This is a genomic window from Bradyrhizobium sp. CB3481 (assembly GCF_029714305.1).
Classification (GTDB): domain Bacteria; phylum Pseudomonadota; class Alphaproteobacteria; order Rhizobiales; family Xanthobacteraceae; genus Bradyrhizobium.
This window is the reverse complement of the sequence record NZ_CP121647.1, coordinates 4,747,935-4,768,516: the sequence shown is the minus strand read 5'-3', so window position 1 is coordinate 4,768,516 and position 20,582 is coordinate 4,747,935. Positions and strand designations below refer to the sequence as shown.

Sequence of the window (20,582 nt, the reverse complement as noted above, 5' to 3'; positions counted from 1 at the left end):
TCAACGCCAATTCGGTTCCGTGCTATTGCTCCAAGCTCCGGTTCTCGGCTGACATCCAAGACAAGTATCAACATGGCAAAAGACACCACCGGGCGGCTGCATGTCACGGTCAAGACCGCAGGCAAGCGCAAGCTGTCATCAAAGCTCTGGCTCGAGCGGCAGCTCAACGATCCCTATGTGGCGAAAGCCAGGCGGGAGGGCTATCGCTCGCGCGCGGCCTACAAGCTGATCGAGATGGACGACAAGCACCGCTTCCTCAAGCCCGGCATGGCGGTGGTCGATCTCGGCGCCGCGCCCGGCGGCTGGAGTCAAATCGCCGCCCGGCGCGTCGGCACGGCCAACGGCAAGGGCAAGGTGGTCGCGATCGACCTGCTCGAGATGGGCGAGATTCCCGGCGTCATCTTTGCGCAGCTCGATTTCCTGGCCGATGATGCGCCGGAAAAGCTGATGGCGATGATGGGCGGCCGGGCCGATGTCGTGATGTCCGACATGGCGGCCAATACGACCGGCCACCGCAAGACCGATCAGCTTCGCATCATCGGCCTCGTCGAGACCGCGGCGGCCTTTGCCGCCGAGGTGCTCAATCCCGGCGGCACGTTTCTGGCCAAAGTCTTCCAAAGCGGCGCCGATGCCGAGCTGGTCGCGCAATTGAAACGTGACTACGCCAGCGTGCGTCATGTGAAGCCGGCGTCCAGCCGGCAGGACTCCTCGGAGCGTTACGTGTTGGCAATGGGTTTTCGCGGGCAGTCCAATCGGCCCTAACCCAACTGCACCGCGCGGGACTTGGCGCGGCTCTGTCATGATTGCGATCGAGGCTTGGTGCCAAGACTTGAGCCATTGGAACTTTTTCCTGAATGGTGTATTTTAAGGGTTCGGCGCGGCCTGTTCGGCCTGGCGCCGGAAGTAATTCTGCCGCGTGAGGCGCGTCCGTCGGGGAGGAGTTTTCCCGTGATGGAGCACAAGGCCAGGGTTAGCAATCTGCTGTTAGCTGCGCTACCGCAGCCAGACCTTCAACTCCTTGCGCGTCATTTCCGAATGATACAGCTTGAACGTGATGCTGTGCTGTTGCGCTCGGGGGACCCGGTCGACCGGATTTATTTCCCGCTCAGCGGCCTGATCGCTTTCATCATGGACATGCCAAACGGTCAAACCGTTGCGACCGCCATTGTCGGCAATGAGGGAGCCGTCGGCGTCCTGTCGACGCTCGGGCCGGTTCTCTCTCCCATGACTGCGGTGGTGCGGGTCGCGGGGCTCGCATTGCAGATTTCGTCGACGCGATTTCAGTCACTGCTTGGCGATAGCAATGCCTTGAACGGCGCGGTGCAAACTCACGCCAGAGCGTTGATGGCGCAGTTCCAACACGTCGCTGCCTGCAATGCGCTCCACTCGGTTGAGGCGCGTCTGGCAAGATGGTTGCTGCACGTCCATGATCGGGTCGAGGGTGACGTCCTGCCGTTGACCCAGGAAACCCTCGCGGAATTTCTTGGCGTGCGGCGGACTACCGTGACGCAGGTCATTTCCAAACTCCGCGAGCAGGGCGCAGTCCGTTCCAACCGGCGGGGTTGGATCGAGATCGACAGGCCGCGGCTCGAGGCAGCGTCCTGCGAGTGTTATCATCTCATGCGGCGGCGGATCGGCCGGATCGTGCAGCCGGAAGAAATAAAGCCTACGGGCCTGGTCGGCAGCGCCAGCCTCGCTGCTGGACAAGGCCGACGAGATGCATGAGGGCCCGCGCAGGCGCGGCCTAATCGGCCATCGAGCAAGGAGTCATTGATGGAGTTGCAGCGCTTCCGGCGGACCTATGCCGGTTGCAGGGCAAGCGCAGGCCTCGGCGCGTGACGGCTCCTCGGCCGGCTCGTGAATCCAGGTTTTCTCCGAGGAGGCGTCAGCCTAGTCGCTGATCCCGTGCGTCCTCGGTGCCCTCGCTGGCGGCCTTGCTCGCTGCCTTGGCCGCGCCCTTGCGGCTGGCAATTTCGGCCGCCTTGCGGCCCGAGATTTCGTGACCGGCATCGTCGGGCATCTGCCAGAAGAACCAGGCCGACACCGCTGAGATGAACGCGACCACGAGGAAGGCCGGCGGGAATACGCCGGCGCTCAATTCGGTGACGTGCTGATAGAGCATGGTCGATTCTACCGAGAACGCGCCGACCGCGACGCCCGCGGAAATCGCGAGCTGCTGGTTGACGCTGACGAGCGTGGTGGCACGGCTCATCTGCGCCGGCTCGACCTCGGCATAGGCGACGGTATTGATCGCGGTGAACTGCAGCGAGCGGAAGAAGCCGCCGACGACCAGGATGATGAAGATCAGGAGTAGCGGCGTTGCTATGGTGAAGAGGGCGCAGGCCGCGAGGAAGACCGCGCTGATTACGGCATTGACCGTCATCATGTTGCGGAAGCCAAAGGCGCGGATGATGCGCGCAGCCAGCGTTTTCATCCCCATCGCGCCGACCGCCGACGCGAATGTCACCAGGCCAGACTGGAAGGGCGTCAGCCCAAAGCCCTCCTGCATCAGGAGCGGCAGCAGGAACGGCAATGCGCCGATGCCGAGGCGGAACAGGAAGCCGCCGATGATGGCGGCGCGCATGGTGGCGAGCCGCAGCAGCGAAAAGTCCAGCACCGGCGAGCCGGTCCGCCGCGCATGCATCACGTAGAGCGTCATCGAGATCGTCCCGATCGCAACCAGGCCGGCGACCACAGGCCAGGGCAGGAGATTGAGCCCGGCGACCGAGAGGCCGAAGGCGATGCCGGCCAGGCCGATGCCGGCCAGCACCAGCCCGTAGAGATCGAAACGCTCGGGATCGGTGCTCTTGATCGGGTCGATGTACTTCATCGCCATGAAGATGCCGAGCAGCCCGATCGGGATGTTGATCAGGAAGATCCAGTGCCAGGAGAAATAGGTTGTGATGAAGCCGCCGAGCGGCGGGCCGATCACAGGCCCGATCAGCGCCGGTACCGTCACCCAGGTCATTGCGTTGACCAGCGCGCTCTTGTCGATCGAGCGCAATAGCACCAGCCGCCCGACCGGCGTCATCATCGCGCCGCCCATGCCCTGCAGGATGCGGGCAATCACGAAATGGGTGACGTTCTGCGACAGCGCGCAGCCGATCGAGCCGATCATGAACACGCCGATCGCGATCGAGAATACCATGCGCGCGCCGAAGCGGTCGGCGGTCCAGCCGCTGGCGGGAATGAACACTGCGAGCGAGAGCAGATAAGAGGTGATGGCAAGCTTGAGCGTCAGCGGGCTGGTGCCGATATCGGCTGCGATCGCCGGCAACGAGGTCGCGATGACCGTCGAGTCCATGTTTTCCATGAACAGGGCAGTGGCGACGATCAGCGGGATCAGGCGTTCTTTGGTCATCGGGATCGGCGGGCTGACGAAAAAGGCAGGCGAGGGGCCTGTATCATCCCGCCCTCGCGCAAGCCATTGCGGAAGCGCGCAAACCACCTAAATCCTGCGTGACGCTGGTATGCACCGCGCCAGTCGTGGAGGGTCTTAAATGATCTACGTTCTCGTCGCCTTGTTGCCGCCGCTCGGGCTGCTCCTGAACGGGCAGCCGTTTTCGGCGATCTTCAACCTGGTCCTGATCGTGTTCTGCCTGGTTTTCGGGCTGATTTTCCACGTTCTCTTGTTGGTGCCCTCGGCGCATGCGCTGATCGCGGTTCACATGAAGCGGGAGGACCGCCGCCACCGCGAGGTGGTCGAGGCGATCCGCCAGCATGGGCCGCCACCGGGCTATCGGCCCTAAGGCCTCGCCGTAACCCCTTGGGATTGCGGCATTTCCCGAAAAGCCTGTGCATAGCTGGCAAACCCTTTGATTCGGCGTCCTGCCATGCTATCGACCACCGTCAACCCGACCGATGGGCTTCGATTCGACGGTGATGCCGGTGGCATCGCCGAAGGCGACGTTCATCCATAGAATTGATCGCGGCGGCGAGCCGCCGAAAGGAGTTGGCAAATGGCGCAGGGACTTCAGGGTATCCGTGAAGCCTTCACGTTCGACGATGTGCTTCTCAAGCCCGGTCTCTCGGATATTCTGCCTTCGGAGGCCGATATCCGCTCGCGCGTGACCCGCGCGATCCCGCTGAATATCCCGATCATGGCGTCCGCGATGGACACAGTCACCGAGGCGCGCATGGCGATTGCGATGGCGCAGGCGGGCGGCGTTGGGGTCATTCACCGCAATTTCGACGCCGAGGGACAGGCGGCGCAGGTGCGCCAGGTCAAGAAGTATGAATCCGGCATGGTGGTCAATCCGCTGACCATCGGTCCGGACGCGATGCTGTCGGACGCGCTGGCCTTGATGAAGGATCACGGCTTTTCCGGCATTCCCGTCGTCACCGGCGCCAGCAAGAACTCGCCCGGCAAGCTGATCGGCATTCTCACCAACCGCGACGTCCGCTTCGCCACCGACCCCCGGCAGAAGGTGTCGGAATTGATGACGCATGAAAACCTCGTCACGGTGCGCGAGGGCGTCAGCCAGGACGAGGCCAAGCGGATGCTGCACAAGCACCGCATTGAAAAACTGTTGGTGGTCGACGAACAATATCGCTGCGTCGGCCTGATCACCGTGAAGGATATGGAAAAGGCCGTCGCGCATCCGCTCGCCTGCAAGGACGAGCATGGCCGTTTGCGCGTGGCCGCCGCGACGACGGTCGGCGAGGGCGGCTTTGAACGCACCGAGCGGCTGATCGACGCTGGCGTCGATTTGATCGTGGTCGACACGGCGCACGGCCATTCCTCGCGGGTGTTAGAGGCGGTCAACCGCATCAAACGCCTCTCCAACGCGGTGCAGGTGATCGCCGGCAACATCGCAACGAAGGAAGGCGCGCAGGCGCTGATCGATGCGGGCGCCGATGCGGTCAAGGTCGGCATCGGTCCGGGCTCGATCTGCACCACGCGCATCGTCGCCGGCGTCGGCGTGCCGCAGCTCACCGCCATCATGGATGCGGTGGAAGCGGCGAAGAAGGCCGACGTGCCCGTGATCGCTGATGGCGGCATCAAATATTCCGGCGATCTCGCCAAGGCGCTCGCCGCCGGCGCCGACATCGCGATGGTCGGCTCGCTGCTGGCCGGCACCGATGAGACGCCGGGCGAAGTGTTCCTGTGGCAGGGCCGCTCCTACAAGGCCTATCGCGGCATGGGCTCGGTCGGCGCAATGGCGCGCGGCTCGGCCGACCGCTACTTCCAGCAGGACATCAAGGATACGCTCAAGCTGGTGCCCGAGGGCATCGAGGGCCAGGTGCCGTACAAGGGCCCGGTCGGCAACGTCATGCACCAGCTCGCCGGCGGCCTCCGCGCCGCCATGGGTTATGTCGGCGCCCGCAACCTTTCCGAATTCCACGACAAGGCCCAGTTCGTCCGCATCACCGGCGCGGGCTTGCGCGAAAGCCACGTCCACGACGTGACGATCACGCGCGAAAGCCCGAACTACCCGGGCGGGGTGTAATTTCTTCACACGGTCATTCCGGGGCGCGAAGTGAACTATGGTGCGCAATTGCGCACCTGAGAATCTCGAGATTCCGGGTTCGATGCTTCGCATCGCCCCGGAATGACCGTGCCTGAGTAACCGCCACTCTCCACCGTCATTGCGAGCCAACGGGTCGCGCGAATGCGCGCCCGATGACAGGCTCCGCGAAGCAATCCATTTCACAGCTTGCGGAGGCGTGGACTGCTTCGCTACGCTCGCAATGACGAAGAACAAGAACCGGAGGAAACAACCATGTCCGCATCAGGCAAACGCATCGTCCTCGCCTCGCGCCCCGTCGGCGAACCAAAGCCCACCGACTTCCGCCTCGAAGACTGCCCGATCCCGACGCCCGGCGCCGGCGAAGTCCTGCTGCGCACGATCTGGCTGTCGCTCGATCCCTATATGCGCGGGCGCATGAGCGACGGTCCGTCTTATGCGCAGCCGGTGCCGGTCGGCGGCGTGATGGAGGCGGGCACGGTCAGCGAGGTCATCGCTTCCAACAATCCCGGCTTCGCCAAGGGCGACATCGTGCTGTCGCGCGCCGGTTGGCAGACCCATGCGATCTCCGACGGCAAGGGCCTTGCGAAGATCGATCCGAAGATCGCGCCGATCTCGACCGCCGTCGGCGTGCTCGGCATGCCCGGCATGACCGCCTATACCGGCTTGCTCGACATCGGCAAGCCGCAGGCCGGCGAGACCGTGGTGGTGGCCGCTGCTTCCGGCGCGGTCGGCTCGGCGGTTGGCCAGATCGCGAAGATCAAGGGGGCGCGCGCCATCGGCATTGCCGGCGGCAAGGACAAGTGCGCCTATGTCAAGAACGAGCTCGGTTTCGATGATTGCCTCGATCACCACGAAACCGATCTCGCTGCAAAACTGAAGTTCGCATGCCCAAAGGGCATCGACGTCTATTTCGAAAATGTCGGCGGCGCGGTGTTCGAAGCGGTGTTCCCGCTGCTCAATGCCTTCGCGCGCGTTTCCGTCTGCGGCCTGATCGCGCACTACAACGACACGCAGGCAGTGGCGCCGAAATGGGCGCCGTCGCTGATGCGCGCGGTGCTGACCAAGCGGCTCACCATCCGCGGTTTCATCGTCAGCGATTTCGCCGCGCGTCACGGCGATTTCCTGCGCGACATGTCCGGATGGGTGCGCGAAGGCAAGGTCAAGCACAAGGAGTTCATCACCGAGGGTCTGGAGAATGCGCCCGCCGCGTTCATGGGCCTTCTGAAGGGCGCCAATTTCGGCAAGCAGCTGGTGCGCGTCGGGCCTGACAAGGCGTGACGTAAGCTGCAATGGTGGGGAACACGCGCAGCGTGAACCTCACGCTCACTTGAGGCGAAGACGGGAACGTCTCTTGGCAGGCATCGTTTGGCCCTGACATCCAATGGAGAAGCCAAATGATGAACTGCAAGAAACTATCGCTCGGCCTGGTTGCCGCCACGATGCTGGCCACTCCGGTGATGGCTCAAGAGGTCTATCAGGAACCGGGCATGATCGGCTTTAGCTATCCGAACTCCGCCTATACCACGGGCGGATACGGCGTGCGGGTCTCGCCCGGGCCGGGCTATTATTACGGCAACCGGTTTCAGCCGGCGCCACGGGTAGGGGCGTTTGCGACCGCGCCGTGGGATGACAGCTCGTACGGCTATTACGGCTCATATGGCCTCGTCGAGCGCCAGTGGTGATGCGCTGACGGCGTGATCCGAATATCTTTCGAGCAGATCATGCGCCGATCAACTGGATGGAGCGGGTGACGATCTGAAAAGTTACCCGCTCCGTCATTTCCCGCGGTTCAGCGAATCCAGAGCAATATCGACTTGTCCCGCCGCCCTGACGTGCCGGACCTCGAAGGCGTCGGGTTGGAAGCGATATTCCACTAGCCCGCCTTCTTTCGTACCGATGACGGGCTGGATCCGTTCGGGAAGGATGAAACTGGTCGATGGCGCCCACACATGGCGCGTATGACCATAGGTGAAGTCGCGGCGTTGGTGGAGATGGCCGGCGGCGACCAGCCGCAGATCGACCTTCGAAAGCATTTCGATCAAATTCCTGCGCTGGGGCTGCGGCACATAGCGGATCGCCGTGTCTTCCGTCTCGGCATCGTCAGGTGCGTTCAGGAACAGCGGCTTGTGCAGGAACAGCGCGACCGCCTTGCCGTTCACGTGCGCCAGCTCCGAAGCGAGCCAGTCGAACTGCTCGGCTTCGCTTTCGATGCCGGTATTCATGATCAGCGAGTTCAGCCCGATAAAACACCAGCCGGCTTCGTCGAACCGCCAGCGGTCTTCGCCGATCACCGCGAGATAGTTCTGCCGCTCGTTCTCGTTCGCCGGCTGCCTCGGGGCCTTGCCGACCGCTGTCGGGTTGTCGCCGATGTCGTGATTGCCCGGAAGCTGCCGGCACGGCACCGGCAGCGCGTCGTGCAGCTCCTTCGCAAACAACAGATCGTCGCGGCTGGTCGGCGCGTCAAAGGCAAGATCGCCGGTGTTGACGACGAGGTCCGGCCGCGTCGCATCGATGTGCTCGCTGACGCGATGAAAATTGTCGGTGATCTGCTGCAGGCGCCGGGTGAGATGGGTATCGGAAATCTGTGTCAGTCGAAATTCGGTCATGCGGTATTCCTTTGAAAGGATCATAGGCAGATCGAAAAGTCAGAACGATGACGACATCTAGTCTGGTGTCGCACTCCATCCTCCGCCGTCATACTCCGCGAAGGCGGACTATCCAGTGCGCCGCGGCCTCTCGATTCAAGCGCTGACGTCTCTGGAATACTGGATCACCCGCTTTCGCGGGTATCCAGCTTTCAGCGTGGCAACGACGAGGCTTACCCAAGCGTCCTTCGCCAGAACGCCAGCATATCCGTCTTGAACAGTTCGGCATCGCCGTCGCGGCTGCCGATACTTGCGCCCTTGCGGCCGTAGCCGGCCTTCAGCGCATAGACCATCAAATCGCGGTCCGTCAGCTTGCTGTCGGCGATGCCGGTGAGCGGGTGGATGAAGGCGCCGTTGTTGGCGATGTAGGCGGTCGGCGCGGCAGGGGAGACCGACGCATCGACGACGGTCTCGATTTCGCTGCCGCGGTCAAAACTGTGCTGCGCGCCGCCGATCAGGCGCATCGTCGCCCGCCCGCCGGAGAGACGGATCGCCTGGCAATGGCCCTGCACCTGCATCGGCGAACACCACTCGTCCGCATCGCCCATCAGCACGCGGATTTCGGTCTCATCGACGGACGGATCGAGAAATTGATGGCCGCTCCAGGGATAGGCGGCGAGCACGCTGCGAAAGCCAGCGCCGTCGCCGACCACCGCGTCGGCAAAGCGCCGCGTTGCCGCGGTCAGTACCGCCGAGCCGCCGCGGCTGTGGCCCTGCGCGCCGATCCGCGACGCGTCGATTTCGGGATGAACAGACAGCACCTGCCACGCCGCCAGCACATCGTAAGCGCTCGCCGCAAACGAAAACTGCGTCTGGTTGGCGACGGTCGAGGTCACATCGCGCGCGCCAAAACCGTCGAGCACGAACGCCGCAAAGCCATCCGCGACCACGGTTTCGGCATGTTTGACGTGCGAGGCTGCCACGCCAAGGCTGCCCGGCACCACCATCACCAGCGGCAGTTTTCCATTGCGCCGGCGATCGCTGGAGGCCGGCAGGAACAGCTTGCCATCGATCGCCAGTCGCGGCAGGTCGGTGGCATGGCTGATGACGTGGAAGTAATTGATCGGATTGGCGGTGGGAATTTCGAAGTTCTCTCCCTTGGCCCCGCCGGCGAAAACGATGTCGGAATCGCGAAATCGCAAAGTTGAAATCCTCCCGATGCCACTCTTATTAGGCGACTATCGGGAATACAGTAGAATTCTGGTTGCCTCCGTCAAAGCAAATGTTCCCGGTGGTCTTGCTGTCTTCGTTGCGCAGGGTAACTGTGCAACGCAGGCGCGGCCTTCAAGACGCGGGGAATATCGCCGCCCGGAATATCCAGCCGTCAAAGCACGCGGTAGCGGATCGCAAACGTATCGTGGATCTCCGTCGACACCGTGCTGCCGCTGGCGGGCACGATGCCGTCGGCGAGATGCCATGGGCCGAAGCCGATCGAGCGCGTCGGACTTGCCGGCAGCCGCACGCGGAAGGTGCTTTGGGCCTGGCCGGGCAGGTTGAGCAGCATCACGCGGTCGGTGGTGCGGTAATCCAGCGTCACCGTGCCGCGCAAAATGCTGCGGCCGTCGTCGGTGGCGCTCAGCGCCTCCTGAACCTTGGCCAGCTTCTGGTTCCGGTCGGTCAACAGCTCGATCTGGGTGTCGGCGGCCGTCGTCAGCGTCCCCTTCGGCAGGCGGATTTCGAATTCCACCGCGGGCTTGGCCGGGTTGAGGCCGAGATAGGCCTGTGCCGCCTGCCGCAGGTCGACGATGACGAAGGCGAGCAGAACGAACACCGCACAGGCGGCGAGGCCGTGCCTCACAACATCGCGGCGGCTGCGGTGGCCGGTGCGGAAATAGACCGACAGCATGATTGCGACCGCGAGCGCCGCGGCGACGCCTGACAGCGCCGACATCGCAATGCCAAGCCCGCCATCGGGACCGTCGCTGAAGCCGATGGTCCGGAGCAGGGAAGTCATGGAATCGCCGGGCAGCTGGGCGGCATGGCCGGCGCCGGTCAGGAGGGGGAGGTGATGTTCATCGCGGGCTCGCGAGGGGTTCAAATGGCTGGGTTACGGGCCAGAACAAAAGCAATTCTCGATAGTTGGTCGCTGGCGTTCCACCTGCGGTTCAAGGCACGTTTGCAAGTGGATTTGTCAGGTGAGGAACGCCTCGCTATTGCTTTAGACGAGGTCGCAGGCTTCGGGGGAGATTCTCATGTCGCTTCAAATGGTTTTACTGCCGGTCTTCGTTCAGATCGGGCTCACTTTCGCTCTGCTCTTGTGGATGGTGACCGCCCGGACCAAGGCGGTGAAGGCAAGGGAAACCAGCCTGAAGGACATCGCGGCGGGACAGCCGAAATATCCGCCCCGTATCGCCCAGATCGGCAATTGCTTCTCGAACCAGTTTGAAATACCGGTCCTGTTCTACTTCCTGATCGCGCTGGCGCTGCCGCTGCGCCGGGCCGATCTCTTCATCGTGCTGATGTCCTGGGTGTTCGTGGTGACACGCTTTGCCCATGCCGGCGTTTTCGTCACCTCCAACAACATCCAGCAGCGCAGCATGGCCTGGTTTGCCGGCGCGCTGGTGCTGCTGGCGATGTGGCTCTACTTCGCGCTCAAGCTATTGTTGCTCATTTAGAAAGTCGTTGATGACCCCCGCTGCCCGCCTGTCCGCCGCCATCGAATTGATCGAGACCATCGACGCCGATCGCGTTCCGGCGGCCAAGGCGCTGAAGGAGTGGGGTACCGCGCACCGCTATGCCGGCTCGGGCGACCGTGCCGCGATTTCCGGCCTGATCTGGGATGTGCTGCGGCGGCGGTCGTCGAGCGCCTTTCTGATGGACGCCGACACGCCGCGGGCGCGCGTGCTCGGCATGCTCAAGCTCGAGCGCGGCATGGATACGGAGGCGATATCCGCGCTGTGCGACGGCTCGCGCTTTGCGCCGGCACCGCTGAGCGAGGCGGAGCGGTCTGCGCTCACCTCGCGCTCGCTTGCGGGCGCGCCGCCGCACATCGCCGGCGATTATCCCGAATGGCTCGATCCGCACCTTGCCGCCGTGTTCGGCGAGGATCGCGTGGCGGAAGCCACCGCGATGGCGAGCCGTGCGCCGCTTGATCTTCGCGTCAACACGCTGAAAGCCAAGCGCGAGAAGGTGCAGGCCTCGCTAAGACATCTTGGCGCGGTTCCAACGCCATGGTCGCCGACCGGCCTGCGCATCGAACTCGGCGCCGACGCGCGCAATCCCGGCGTTTCCGCCGAGGAGGATTTCGTCAAGGGCGCCATCGAGGTGCAGGACGAAGGCTCGCAGCTTGCCGCGCTGTTCACGGCCGCAAAAGGTGGCGAGCAGGTGATCGATCTCTGCGCCGGCGCCGGCGGCAAGACGCTGGCGCTCGCGGCAATGATGGGCGGCAAGGGCCGGCTGATCGCAACCGATCGCGACAAACGCCAGCTGGCGCCGATTTTCGAGCGGCTGTCCCGCGCCGGCGTGCACAACGCCGAAGTCCGACCGCCGAAGGGGGATGCTGATCCATTGGCCGACATCAGGTCATCGGCCGACCTCGTTCTGATCGATGCACCCTGCACCGGCACCGGCACCTGGCGCCGCAACCCCGACGCCAAATGGCGCATGCGTCCCGGCGCGCTCGAAATCCGCTTGAAGGATCAGGCTGAAGTGCTTGATCGCGCGGCCGGCATGGTCAAGCCCGGCGGCCGCATCGCCTACGTGACGTGTTCCGTGTTGCCTGCCGAAAACGGCGAGCAGGTGCGCAGTTTTGTGGCGCGGCATCCGGAATTTTCGATTCAGCCATTGAACGAAACGGCGAGCGTGCTGTGGGACAAGGCGGAAGAGTTTGAAAACGCCGCGCTGAAGTTGCCCGAAGGCTGGCTGATGACGCCGCGAAGAACGGGCACGGACGGGTTTTTTGTGTCGGTGCTGAAAAGAAATTAAGATAAAGCGGAGCTTGATCCAGACGCGCAGGTCCATTGGACGGAGGGCACGATGAACCGATACTGGCGGATTGGTCTTGTCTCGGCCGCAGCAATTCTTGCCCTGGCGGCTGGTGCGGCCCGTGCCGACGAGACCGTCAGTGTCGGCGGATCCCGCGCCGTGCTGATCAAGCCGAACGCGCCGCGGGCGAGCGTGATTCTGATACCCGGTGGCGATGGCGCGATTTCGCCGGGCCCGAACGGTGAGATCAACGCGCTCAAGTTCAACCAATTGGTGCGGACCCGCCACGCCTATGCGGCGCGCGGCCTTGCGGTGCTCGTGGTCGATGCGGGCACGCCGCTGGACGCCGCGGTTAAATACATGGCCGCGATTAAGCGGCCAGTCACGGTCATCGGCACCAGCCGCGGCACGATCCGCGCAGCGCAAGGAATTGCGCAGGGCGCACGGCCGGACGCGCTGGTGCTGACGTCAGGATTTCTGAGCGCCGAGTCCGGCAGCGGGCAGAATGTCATGTCGATCCTGGGATCGCCGGGATCGTTGCCGCGCACGCTGGTGATCCATCACACCCAGGATAGCTGCCGGATGACTTTGCCGGCCGGCGTCGAGCCGTTTGTAAAATGGTCCGCCGGGCGTGCCCGGGTGGTCTGGGTCAGCGGCGGCGTCAACGAAGGCGACCCCTGTCAGGCGCGCGGCCATCACGGCTTCAACGGCCTGGATGGCCGGGTGGTTGGCATCGCGTCGGGTTTCCGCTGAAGCAGGCGCCCCCGATCAATCCACGATGAACAGCTTCACGCCTGTCTTCGTCGACGAGCGATGTGCCGCATCGCCGAAATCCGATACCTGGTAGCTCATGCCCGGCTTCAGCGTGAACCGGCGCCCGTCGCGCAGCTCGCTCTCGAGCTCGCCTTCCAGCACATAGAGCACGTGCCCGCGGTCGCACCAGTGATCGGCGAGGTAGCCCGGCGAATACTCGACCATGCGCACGCGCAAGTCCCCGATGTTGAGCGTGCGCCAATGCGCTTGCCCAGTCTCGCCGGGATGCGTCGTAGCCGGCATCTGGCTCCAGTCGGTGACGGTGAAGGGCAGGGTGGGGATTTTCATGAGCGAGTCCAGTGGTGAGAGGGATTTGCCAATGCCTCCCCGTCATTGCGAGGAGCGAAGGACGAAGCAATCCATCTATCGGTTATGCCGCGCGATGGATTGCTTCGCTGCGCTCGCAATGACGGGGAGGGACCGTCGGTTCAATTAGGCGCCGCGCGAACAGCACCTAATGCGCCAGGTGGTTCGCCGAGCCCTGCCTGATCTTCCCACGCGGATCGAGCCGCAGATATTCGCAGATCTGCGCGCCGCGTTCGTTCTGGTAGAACACGACGACGCTGTCGGGGCTGACATAGGTGTCGATCAGGTCGAAATGCAGGTTGGGCAGAAGCTGGAACGCGCGGCTCCAATAGGCGCGCAAATTCTCCTTGCCGCGCAGCGTGCCGCTCATCTCCAGGCCAAGCGCCTTGATCTTGTCCGAGGTCATCTCGGCATCCTCGGCATAGAGCGCGAGGATGCGCTCGAGGTCATGCGAGTTCCAGGCCGCGATCCACTCCCGGCCGAGCGCGGCCAGATCAGTCGCCGCATAGTGCTGACGTTGCATCGTCTCCTCCCGCGCCCGTCCGGCGGACCAGGCAAATTAGGTCAATAATACTGACCTATGAGCGCCTGTCCATCCCCCAAGAAGAATGTGGGCCGCCCGTTTGCCGCGGTTGCGAGGCCGCCCCCTGTCGCGTATCTGCTTGCCATGACAGCCCAGCAACAAATCAGCGAGTCGTCGACGCCTTCGGTGGCCTCGGCGCATGACAAGATTCTGATCGTCGATTTCGGCAGTCAGGTGACGCAACTGATCGCCCGCCGCGTGCGCGAGGAGGGCGTCTATTCCGAGATCGTGCCGTTCCAGAAGGCCGAGGCCGCCTTCGACGAGATGAAGCCGAAAGCCGTGATCCTCTCCGGCGGTCCGGAATCGGTGCACGAACAAGGCTCGCCCCGCGCGCCGCAAAAAATCTTTGATTCCGGCGTGCCGGTGCTCGGCATCTGCTACGGCCAGATGACCATGGCCGCCCAGCTCGGCGGCGAGGTCGAGGGCGGACACCATCGGGAATTTGGCCGCGCCGATGTCGAGGTGAAGGCGGATAGCGCGCTGTTCGATTCCATCTGGACCAAGGGCGCGCGGCACCCGGTCTGGATGAGCCACGGCGACCGCATCACCAAGATGCCGCCGGGTTTCACGGTGGCCGGCGTCTCAGCGAACGCGCCGTTCGCGGTGATCCAGGACGAGAAGCGCAAATATTACGGGCTGATGTTCCACCCCGAAGTGGTACACACGCCTGATGGCGCCCTGCTGCTGCGCAATTTCGTCCGCAAGGTCGCCGGCCTGACCGGCGACTGGACCATGCGCGCGTTTCGTGAAGAGGCGATCGAAAAGATCCGCGCCCAGGTCGGCAAGGGCAGGGTGATCTGCGGACTCTCCGGCGGCGTCGATTCCGCCGTCGCGGCCGTGCTGATCCATGAGGCGATCGGCGACCAGCTCACCTGCGTCTTCGTCGACCACGGCCTCTTGCGCCTGAAGGAAGCCGAGACCGTCGTCGACCTGTTCCGCGGCCACTACAACATCCCGCTGGTGCATGTCGACGCCTCAAAACAATTCCTCGGCGAGCTCGCAGGCGTTACCGATCCCGAAAGCAAGCGCAAGACCATCGGCCGTCTCTTCATCGACGTGTTCGACGCCGAGGCGAAGAAGATCGGCGGCGCCGAATTTCTGGCGCAGGGTACGCTCTATCCTGACGTGATCGAGAGCGTCTCCTTCACCGGCGGCCCCTCGGTCACCATCAAGTCGCACCACAATGTCGGCGGGCTTCCTGATCGCATGAACATGAAGCTGGTTGAGCCGCTGCGCGAACTGTTCAAGGACGAGGTCCGCGTGCTCGGCCGCGAGCTCGGCCTGCCCGAAATTTTCGTCGGCCGCCACCCGTTCCCGGGCCCCGGCCTCGCCATCCGCTGCCCCGGCGACATCACCAGGGAAAAGCTCGACATCCTCCGCAATGCGGATGCCGTCTATATCGACCAGATCCGAAAGCACGGCCTCTATGATCAGATCTGGCAAGCCTTCGCCGTGCTGCTGCCGGTTAAGACAGTGGGCGTGATGGGCGACGGCCGCACCTACGAATACGTCGTCGGCCTCCGCGCCGTCACCTCCACCGACGGCATGACCGCCGACTTCTATCCCTTCGACATGAAATTCCTCGGCGAAACCGCAACGCGGATCATCAACGAGGTGAAGGGGGTGAACCGGGTGGTGTACGACGTGACGAGCAAGCCGCCGGGGACGATTGAGTGGGAGTAGCCGTTAGCGTCATTATGCACGAAGTGCTTGACTTGTAGTTGTATGCCTCTCAAAAATCGCGCATTCGGGAAAAGCTTCCGACGGACCAGATATGACGCTCGATATTCGTGGAAGTCTGAAGAATACGAAGCTCAGTTCCAATAAATACGTAGTGATTGAGGAGTTGATATCGAACTCGATCGATTCCTTTCTCATACGCCGCAGCCAAGACCCATCCCAAGACCCATCGAAGCTAGACCTAAAGGTGACGGTTTCGATTGAACTATTTGAAGCGGGTCTCCTAGACGATCAGATCGATATCCTCATCTCATGCACTGACAATGGATGCGGTCTTGGAGATGAACAGACCGACGCATTCCTTACTAAGGACACGTCCTACAAGGACGACCTCGCGATCACCGGGATCGGGAAGTGCAAGGGAGCGGGCCGCATCCAGTTCTTCCACAGCTTCGAAAAAGTCGGCATTCGCAGTACCTTTCGCGACGGTGACCGCATTGTCTCGCGCGTCCTTTCGCCTCTTGCAGGCCGTAAGAAGATTGATCTTGGCGATTTTTCGAGTGCTCCCGGCCGAGAAGAGGAAATCGGTACCACGATCACGTTAGAGGGCCTCAAGGAAGTAGTGCGCGAGCGCTTCTTTCGCGCAGAGACCCTCGGCGAAGCGTTCTCCGCTTTCAATGTACGCCGGCATATGTTGATGGCCTTCCTGCAGAGACTGGTGAGCCTCAAGGCGGAGCTCGGCGAGTTCACGATCACGTTCGATACAAAATATCCGGACGAGAGGGTGGAGCAGACCAGCCTGAGTGCATCCGACCTGCCGCCCATCACCGAAGAAAGGAAGGCCTTTGTCGAAGAGCGGGATCCTCAAAGCGGCTCTCAGCTTGGCAGACGCAAGGAATTCCGTATCTCACACTATAGGCTCGACGCGCAAAGCTTCGATCTACCGCGAAACGCAATTTCTTTCTGTGCGAAATCCTCGCCGGTCTTGGACATCACGAGGCGCTATCTTCGCACCCAAGCCGAGCAAAGCAGACCGGTTAGCGGCTACCATCACATCGTGCTGATCGAGGGCGACCTACTCGATCAGCGGGTGAACGAGCAGCGCGATGGCTTCGAGGGAATTCCCGACGAGATACCCGTATATGACCTATTCGTCGATGAGACGGTTTCCTACGATGCGATCTACGACGCGATCGATCCTATCATCGACAAAATGGTGACACCCACCGGCTGGCGCAAGGAAGAGGTCATCAAAGACGCGGCGGAGAAGTTCGGCGTCTTTCCGAGGATGATTTCCGATACCGACACCCGCGTAGTATACGGTGATAGCGCCAAGTCCGTCGCTGAGCGTGTGCTGCGAAAGTATCAGGAGCGCATTATCGCGGAGACCGCGGAGATCTTCGATCTGAAGCAAGAGATCGTCAAAGCGGAGCCGCATACAACTGACTATCGCAACAAGATCAATGAACTATCGTGGCGCTACACTTCGTCGCTGAAGACCTTCGACATGGCCAACTTATCGCAGCTAGTTGTCCGGCGCGCAGCGATCGTTGAAATTCTCTCGCTCGCGTGTAGCAAGCAACTGGACGTCCAGAAGATAGATGATAGTGCCAAACGCATGGATGAGCGCATCATCCACAGCATCTTTTTCCCGATGCGAAAGGACAGCCACGAGACTGGCGATCACGATATCTGGCTACTTAGCGAGGAGTATCAATACTACGATTATATCGCGTCCGATAAGCCACTATCGCAGATCGCGTGGAATGATCATTCGAGGCTCTTCGATAGTGACATCGATCAGGAGTTCGAGCAGGTGCTACGCCGTCGATCGGACGAGCATGGTACTAAGCGTCCGGACATCGCGATCTTCGACAAGGAAGGTTCGGCCATCATCGTCGAGTTCAAGGCGCCGGGCGTAAGTTTGGACGACCACATCGGAGACTTATCCGAATACGCACACCTGCTGTTGGCCAAATCGAACGGTCGGCTCAAGAAATTCTACGGCTATTTAATAGGCGACACGATCAATCGCATGCGAATGTCGGGATGGACGCGCTTTCCACAAGGCAAGGGCTACTTTCGCTCGACAGCGCTTCAGGATCCTGAAAGCGATCGCGTTGTCGGTGAGCTTTATGCCGAGACACTGTTTTTTGACGGTTTGGTGGATCGGGCCAGGAAGCGGATCGCGGTCTATAAGGACAGGTTGCAGGTCGATCTAGGCCGGAGCTGAAATTATTCTGATCACTTCGCGCACCAATCAGCAAAAGCCTAGCCTCGTGAGCGCAGCGACACCTCGGACCACTATCCGTATATCGCTTCCGCTGATGCGAGCTACAGATCTAGCCATCCCAGTAAGGTATCCCTCCGGCGGCGGCCGCCTTGTGTAGTTTGATTGGCGGCCCGAGGATTTGACCTTAAGTCTAGCTTTAAGGTCACGTGGCGAATGCAGGTCAATGTGTTGGGCGCCGAGCGTCGGCGGCGATGGAGTTACGACGAGAAGGTTCGCCTTGTCGAAGAGACCTTGCAGGCTGGCGAGACGGTCTGCGGCGTCGCGCGCCGGCATGGGGTGGCTCACAGCCTGCTGTTCACTTGGCGTCGACAGGCGCGCCAGGGTCGACTGGGCGGAGATTCTGTGCCAGCTCTCGTTCCGGTCGAAATCACACCGATGGCGGCTCCGACTTCGAGCGACGCGCCACAACCAGTGGCTTCACCGCCTGCGCAACGTGCAAGGGCTGGAATCATCGAGATCGAGCTTGGCGGAGGCTGCCGCGTTCGCGTTGACCGTGACGTGGACGTTGAGGCGCTGCAGCGAATTCTTGAGCTGCTGCGGCGACGATGATCCCGATTCCGAGCGGCGTCAGGGTTTGGATCGCCACTGGCCACACCGACATGCGTCGTGGCATGCAAAGCCTGGCTCTTACAGTTCAGGAGAGCTTGAAGCGCGATCCCCATGCCGGCGATCTCTACATCTTCCGGGGCCGCCGCGGTGACCTCGTCAAGATTCTTTGGCACGATGGGCTGGGCATGTCGCTCTACGCCAAGCGCCTCGACCGTGGGAAGTTCATCTGGCCCTCGGCGTCGGCCGGCGCGGTATCGATCTCAGCGGCGCAGATGGCCTATATGCTCGAGGGCATCGACTGGCGGAATCCGCAACTAAGCTGGCGGCCGCAAAGCGCGGGCTGAGCGAAGAAATCTGCGGTTGCTGCCATTTTGGGGAGTCCCATCGCGTCCAATCTGTGATTCACTGCGTCGCATGGATGCCGACCGCGACACTGTTCCGGATGACGTTGCCGCCCTGAAGGAGGCGCTGGCGGTCGAGCGCGCGAAGGGTTTGGAGATCGCCGCCGAGCTCGCGGTCGCTCGCGCGAAGGCGTCGGAAGACGAAGCGCTGATCGCCCAGCAGCAGTTGCAGATTGCCAAGCTGAAGCATCAGATCTATGGGCAGCGGTCGGAACGTTCGGCGCGGCTGATCGAGCAGTTGGCACTGACGTTCGAAGAGCTGGAAGCCGACGCCACCGAGGACGAGCTTGCGGCGGAACGAGCCGTGGCGAAGACGACGGTGCGCGGATTTACGCGCAAGCGCGCTGAGCGCCAGACCTTCCCTGAGCACCTTCCCAGGGAGCGGGTGGTGATCGAAGGACCTACGGCTTGTGAATGCTGCGGCAGCAATCGCCTTCGCAAGCTCGGCGAGGACGTGACGCGCACGCTGGAAGTAGTGCCGCGCCAGTGGAAGGTGATCGAGACGGTCCGGGAGAAGTTCTCCTGCCGCGATTGCGAGAAGATCAGCCAGCCGCCGGCGCCATTCCATGCCATCGCCCGGGGATGGGCCGGCCCGAGCCTCCTGGCCATGATCATGTTCGAGAAGTTCGGCCAGCATCAGCCCTTGAACCGCCAGGCCGAGCGCTATGCCCTGGAAGGGGTGCCGATCGCGCTGTCGACCATGGCCGATGCCGTGGGGTCGGTCTGTGCGTCGCTGGATCCCCTGCTGCGCCTGGTAGAAGCCCATGTCATGGCAGCCGAGCGGCTTCATGCCGACGATACGACGGTGCCGGTGCTGGCCAAGGGCAAGACCGATACGGGACGGTGCTGGATCTACGTTCGGGACGACCGGCCGTTTGGGGGCGCGGGTCCGCCAGCAGCGATGTTCTACTACTCACGCGACCGCAAGGGCGAACATCCCCAGCAGCATCTGGCCCGGTATGCCGGCATCCTGCAGGCCGACGCCTATGACGGGTACAACCAGCTCTATCTGGCCGGGCGCGAGCCCGGACCGATCCGGGAGGCTGCCTGCTGGTCACATGGAAGGCGCCCGTTCTTTGCCATGGCCGACATCGAAGAGAATGCGCGGCGCAAGGGTGCCGGAAAGAAGGAAATCCCGCTCTCTCCGATCGCGATCGAGGTCGTGCGGCGGATCGATGCGCTGTTCGAGATCGAACGCTCCATCAATGGCAGGAGCCCCGAAGGGCGACTTCAGGTGCGACAGACGCTGAGCCGGCCTCTGGTCGAGGACCTTCAGGTCTACATGCGCGAGCAGCTCGCCAAACTGTCCCGCGGTCACGACCTGGCCAAGGCGTTCAACTACATCCTGAAGCGTTGGGCGAGCTTTACGCTGTTCCTCGAAGACGGACGCGTGTGTCTCTCCAACAATGCCGCCGAACGAGGCTTGCGAGGCATCGCTCTTGGACGGAAGTCCTGGCTGTTCTGCGGATCTGATCGCGGAGGGCGGCGCGCGGCAGCTATGTACAGCCTCATCATCACGGCAAAAATGAACGGCATCGACCCGCAAGCCTGGCTCACCGATATCCTCGCCCGCATCGCCGCCCATCCGGCTCATCGGCTGGACGAACTTCTGCCCTGGAATTGGACGCCGGCATCAACGCTCTCCGCTCGAGCGGCATGACCACCCACGTCAACAAGGTCCATCACGTCACCACTATTACCAAGGTCGCCAAGGACCTCGGCGAAGATGAAGATTGGCTGTGGGACATCGCCAACGAAATGGAAATCGAGGACGGCGTCATCTGGGTCTATGGCGTCGGAGAAGACGGCGTCCAGGCGTTCACCGACTTCGGAATCGAAAACCTCATCGAGCTGATTAGGTTCTACAAAGAGAACCCTGGATTGCTCAGGCGCTAACCCTGCGGCCTACGCCGAATG

General features: G+C 62.5%; 20 protein-coding genes and 1 pseudogene. 15 read left to right on the top strand and 6 right to left on the bottom strand.

Features of this window, described 5'->3' with window-relative positions:
* Positions 1–72 precede the first annotated feature (72 nt).
* A complete protein-coding gene (locus QA643_RS23340) occupies positions 73–762 on the top strand; it encodes an RlmE family RNA methyltransferase (protein ID WP_283028235.1) in 690 nt (229 codons plus the stop codon).
* A gap of 189 nt (positions 763–951) precedes the next feature.
* Positions 952–1,725, top strand: a complete 774-nt coding sequence (locus QA643_RS23335) for a Crp/Fnr family transcriptional regulator (RefSeq protein WP_283034900.1) — start codon at positions 952–954, stop codon at positions 1,723–1,725.
* A 160-nt stretch (positions 1,726–1,885) separates the two neighbouring features.
* On the opposite strand, the gene QA643_RS23330 is transcribed toward QA643_RS23335, so the two are convergent.
* Complete coding sequence (locus tag QA643_RS23330; protein WP_283028234.1) at positions 1,886–3,361, bottom strand: DHA2 family efflux MFS transporter permease subunit; 1,476 nt, start codon at positions 3,359–3,361, stop codon at positions 1,886–1,888.
* A 139-nt stretch (positions 3,362–3,500) separates the two neighbouring features.
* Between QA643_RS23330 and QA643_RS23325 the strand changes: the two genes are divergently transcribed.
* The 4 genes from QA643_RS23325 (at position 3,501) to QA643_RS23310 (ending at position 7,153) form a co-directional block, all read left to right on the top strand.
* Complete coding sequence (locus QA643_RS23325; RefSeq protein WP_283028233.1) at positions 3,501–3,749, top strand: hypothetical protein; 249 nt, start codon at positions 3,501–3,503, stop codon at positions 3,747–3,749.
* 210 nt (positions 3,750–3,959) lie between these two features.
* Positions 3,960–5,450 (top strand): IMP dehydrogenase, encoded by a 1,491-nt coding sequence (guaB, locus tag QA643_RS23320; RefSeq protein ID WP_283028232.1) that lies wholly within the window; start codon positions 3,960–3,962, stop codon positions 5,448–5,450.
* Positions 5,451–5,723: 273 nt separating this feature from the next.
* Positions 5,724–6,749 carry an NADP-dependent oxidoreductase gene (locus QA643_RS23315; RefSeq protein ID WP_283028231.1) on the top strand — a complete coding sequence of 342 codons (1,026 nt, stop codon included), beginning with the start codon at positions 5,724–5,726 and terminating at the stop codon, positions 6,747–6,749.
* A gap of 116 nt (positions 6,750–6,865) precedes the next feature.
* Entirely contained in the window at positions 6,866–7,153 is a 288-nt protein-coding gene (locus QA643_RS23310; protein ID WP_283028230.1) for a hypothetical protein, read from the top strand.
* A 93-nt stretch (positions 7,154–7,246) separates the two neighbouring features.
* Here QA643_RS23310 and QA643_RS23305 read toward each other — a convergent pair whose 3' ends face one another.
* The 3 genes from QA643_RS23305 to QA643_RS23295 form a co-directional block, all read right to left on the bottom strand.
* A complete protein-coding gene (locus tag QA643_RS23305; protein WP_283028229.1) occupies positions 7,247–8,077 on the bottom strand; it encodes a metallophosphoesterase in 831 nt (276 codons plus the stop codon).
* Positions 8,078–8,289: 212 nt separating this feature from the next.
* On the bottom strand, positions 8,290–9,258 hold the full coding sequence (locus QA643_RS23300; RefSeq protein ID WP_283028228.1) for a dienelactone hydrolase family protein: 969 nt from the start codon (positions 9,256–9,258) through the stop codon (positions 8,290–8,292).
* 182 nt (positions 9,259–9,440) lie between these two features.
* Positions 9,441–10,070 carry an acriflavin resistance protein gene (locus QA643_RS23295; RefSeq protein WP_283028227.1) on the bottom strand — a complete coding sequence of 210 codons (630 nt, stop codon included), beginning with the start codon at positions 10,068–10,070 and terminating at the stop codon, positions 9,441–9,443.
* A gap of 238 nt (positions 10,071–10,308) precedes the next feature.
* Here QA643_RS23295 and QA643_RS23290 point away from each other — a divergent pair, with 238 nt between their 5' ends.
* The 3 genes from QA643_RS23290 to QA643_RS23280 are packed head-to-tail and all read left to right on the top strand — an operon-like array spanning position 10,309 to position 12,793.
* Positions 10,309–10,731, top strand: coding sequence for an MAPEG family protein (locus QA643_RS23290; protein ID WP_283028226.1), 423 nt, complete (start codon positions 10,309–10,311; stop codon positions 10,729–10,731).
* Between the two features lie 10 nt (positions 10,732–10,741).
* The gene (locus QA643_RS23285) at positions 10,742–12,040 is read left to right on the top strand and encodes an RsmB/NOP family class I SAM-dependent RNA methyltransferase (RefSeq protein ID WP_283028225.1); all 1,299 of its coding nucleotides are present in this window, start codon (positions 10,742–10,744) and stop codon (positions 12,038–12,040) included.
* A gap of 51 nt (positions 12,041–12,091) precedes the next feature.
* Entirely contained in the window at positions 12,092–12,793 is a 702-nt protein-coding gene (locus tag QA643_RS23280) for an alpha/beta hydrolase (RefSeq protein ID WP_283028224.1), read from the top strand.
* A gap of 15 nt (positions 12,794–12,808) precedes the next feature.
* Here QA643_RS23280 and QA643_RS23275 read toward each other — a convergent pair whose 3' ends face one another.
* Both QA643_RS23275 and QA643_RS23270 read right to left on the bottom strand, forming a co-directional pair.
* On the bottom strand, positions 12,809–13,141 hold the full coding sequence (locus QA643_RS23275) for a DHCW motif cupin fold protein (protein WP_283028223.1): 333 nt from the start codon (positions 13,139–13,141) through the stop codon (positions 12,809–12,811).
* Positions 13,142–13,307: 166 nt separating this feature from the next.
* Positions 13,308–13,682, bottom strand: a complete 375-nt coding sequence (locus QA643_RS23270; RefSeq protein WP_283028222.1) for a nuclear transport factor 2 family protein — start codon at positions 13,680–13,682, stop codon at positions 13,308–13,310.
* Positions 13,683–13,826: 144 nt separating this feature from the next.
* Between QA643_RS23270 and guaA the strand changes: the two genes are divergently transcribed.
* The 6 genes and pseudogenes from guaA (at position 13,827) to QA643_RS23240 (ending at position 20,561) form a co-directional block, all read left to right on the top strand.
* On the top strand, positions 13,827–15,425 hold the full coding sequence (gene guaA, locus QA643_RS23265; RefSeq protein WP_283028221.1) for a glutamine-hydrolyzing GMP synthase: 1,599 nt from the start codon (positions 13,827–13,829) through the stop codon (positions 15,423–15,425).
* 91 nt (positions 15,426–15,516) lie between these two features.
* Entirely contained in the window at positions 15,517–17,655 is a 2,139-nt protein-coding gene (locus QA643_RS23260) for a hypothetical protein (protein ID WP_283028220.1), read from the top strand.
* A 213-nt stretch (positions 17,656–17,868) separates the two neighbouring features.
* Positions 17,869–18,024: pseudogene (locus tag QA643_RS23255) on the top strand (transposase); the annotation flags it as partial.
* A gap of 236 nt (positions 18,025–18,260) precedes the next feature.
* A complete protein-coding gene (gene tnpB / locus QA643_RS23250) occupies positions 18,261–18,608 on the top strand; it encodes an IS66 family insertion sequence element accessory protein TnpB (RefSeq protein ID WP_349253214.1) in 348 nt (115 codons plus the stop codon).
* Between the two features lie 70 nt (positions 18,609–18,678).
* Positions 18,679–20,325 carry an IS66 family transposase gene (locus QA643_RS23245; protein WP_283028219.1) on the top strand — a complete coding sequence of 549 codons (1,647 nt, stop codon included), beginning with the start codon at positions 18,679–18,681 and terminating at the stop codon, positions 20,323–20,325.
* A complete protein-coding gene (locus QA643_RS23240) occupies positions 20,322–20,561 on the top strand; it encodes a hypothetical protein (RefSeq protein WP_283028218.1) in 240 nt (79 codons plus the stop codon). Before QA643_RS23245 ends, QA643_RS23240 begins: the two co-directional genes overlap by 4 nt.
* Positions 20,562–20,582 lie beyond the last annotated feature (21 nt).

Bases quoted from the DNA above. Each gene is read 5' to 3' on its own strand.
- QA643_RS23340 (WP_283028235.1), top strand. From the start codon at position 73: ATGGCAAAAGACACCACCGGGCGGCTGCATGTCACGGTCAAGACCGCA.
- QA643_RS23335 (WP_283034900.1), top strand. From the start codon at position 952: ATGGAGCACAAGGCCAGGGTTAGCAATCTGCTGTTAGCTGCGCTACCG.
- QA643_RS23330 (WP_283028234.1), bottom strand. From the start codon at position 3,361: ATGACCAAAGAACGCCTGATCCCGCTGATCGTCGCCACTGCCCTGTTC.
- QA643_RS23325 (WP_283028233.1), top strand. From the start codon at position 3,501: ATGATCTACGTTCTCGTCGCCTTGTTGCCGCCGCTCGGGCTGCTCCTG.
- guaB (WP_283028232.1), top strand. From the start codon at position 3,960: ATGGCGCAGGGACTTCAGGGTATCCGTGAAGCCTTCACGTTCGACGAT.
- QA643_RS23315 (WP_283028231.1), top strand. From the start codon at position 5,724: ATGTCCGCATCAGGCAAACGCATCGTCCTCGCCTCGCGCCCCGTCGGC.
- QA643_RS23310 (WP_283028230.1), top strand. From the start codon at position 6,866: ATGATGAACTGCAAGAAACTATCGCTCGGCCTGGTTGCCGCCACGATG.
- QA643_RS23305 (WP_283028229.1), bottom strand. From the start codon at position 8,077: ATGACCGAATTTCGACTGACACAGATTTCCGATACCCATCTCACCCGG.
- QA643_RS23295 (WP_283028227.1), bottom strand. From the start codon at position 10,070: ATGACTTCCCTGCTCCGGACCATCGGCTTCAGCGACGGTCCCGATGGC.
- QA643_RS23290 (WP_283028226.1), top strand. From the start codon at position 10,309: ATGTCGCTTCAAATGGTTTTACTGCCGGTCTTCGTTCAGATCGGGCTC.
- QA643_RS23285 (WP_283028225.1), top strand. From the start codon at position 10,742: ATGACCCCCGCTGCCCGCCTGTCCGCCGCCATCGAATTGATCGAGACC.
- QA643_RS23280 (WP_283028224.1), top strand. From the start codon at position 12,092: ATGAACCGATACTGGCGGATTGGTCTTGTCTCGGCCGCAGCAATTCTT.
- QA643_RS23275 (WP_283028223.1), bottom strand. From the start codon at position 13,141: ATGAAAATCCCCACCCTGCCCTTCACCGTCACCGACTGGAGCCAGATG.
- QA643_RS23270 (WP_283028222.1), bottom strand. From the start codon at position 13,682: ATGCAACGTCAGCACTATGCGGCGACTGATCTGGCCGCGCTCGGCCGG.
- guaA (WP_283028221.1), top strand. From the start codon at position 13,827: ATGACAGCCCAGCAACAAATCAGCGAGTCGTCGACGCCTTCGGTGGCC.
- QA643_RS23260 (WP_283028220.1), top strand. From the start codon at position 15,517: ATGACGCTCGATATTCGTGGAAGTCTGAAGAATACGAAGCTCAGTTCC.
- tnpB (WP_349253214.1), top strand. From the start codon at position 18,261: ATGATCCCGATTCCGAGCGGCGTCAGGGTTTGGATCGCCACTGGCCAC.
- QA643_RS23245 (WP_283028219.1), top strand. From the start codon at position 18,679: ATGGATGCCGACCGCGACACTGTTCCGGATGACGTTGCCGCCCTGAAG.
- QA643_RS23240 (WP_283028218.1), top strand. From the start codon at position 20,322: ATGACCACCCACGTCAACAAGGTCCATCACGTCACCACTATTACCAAG.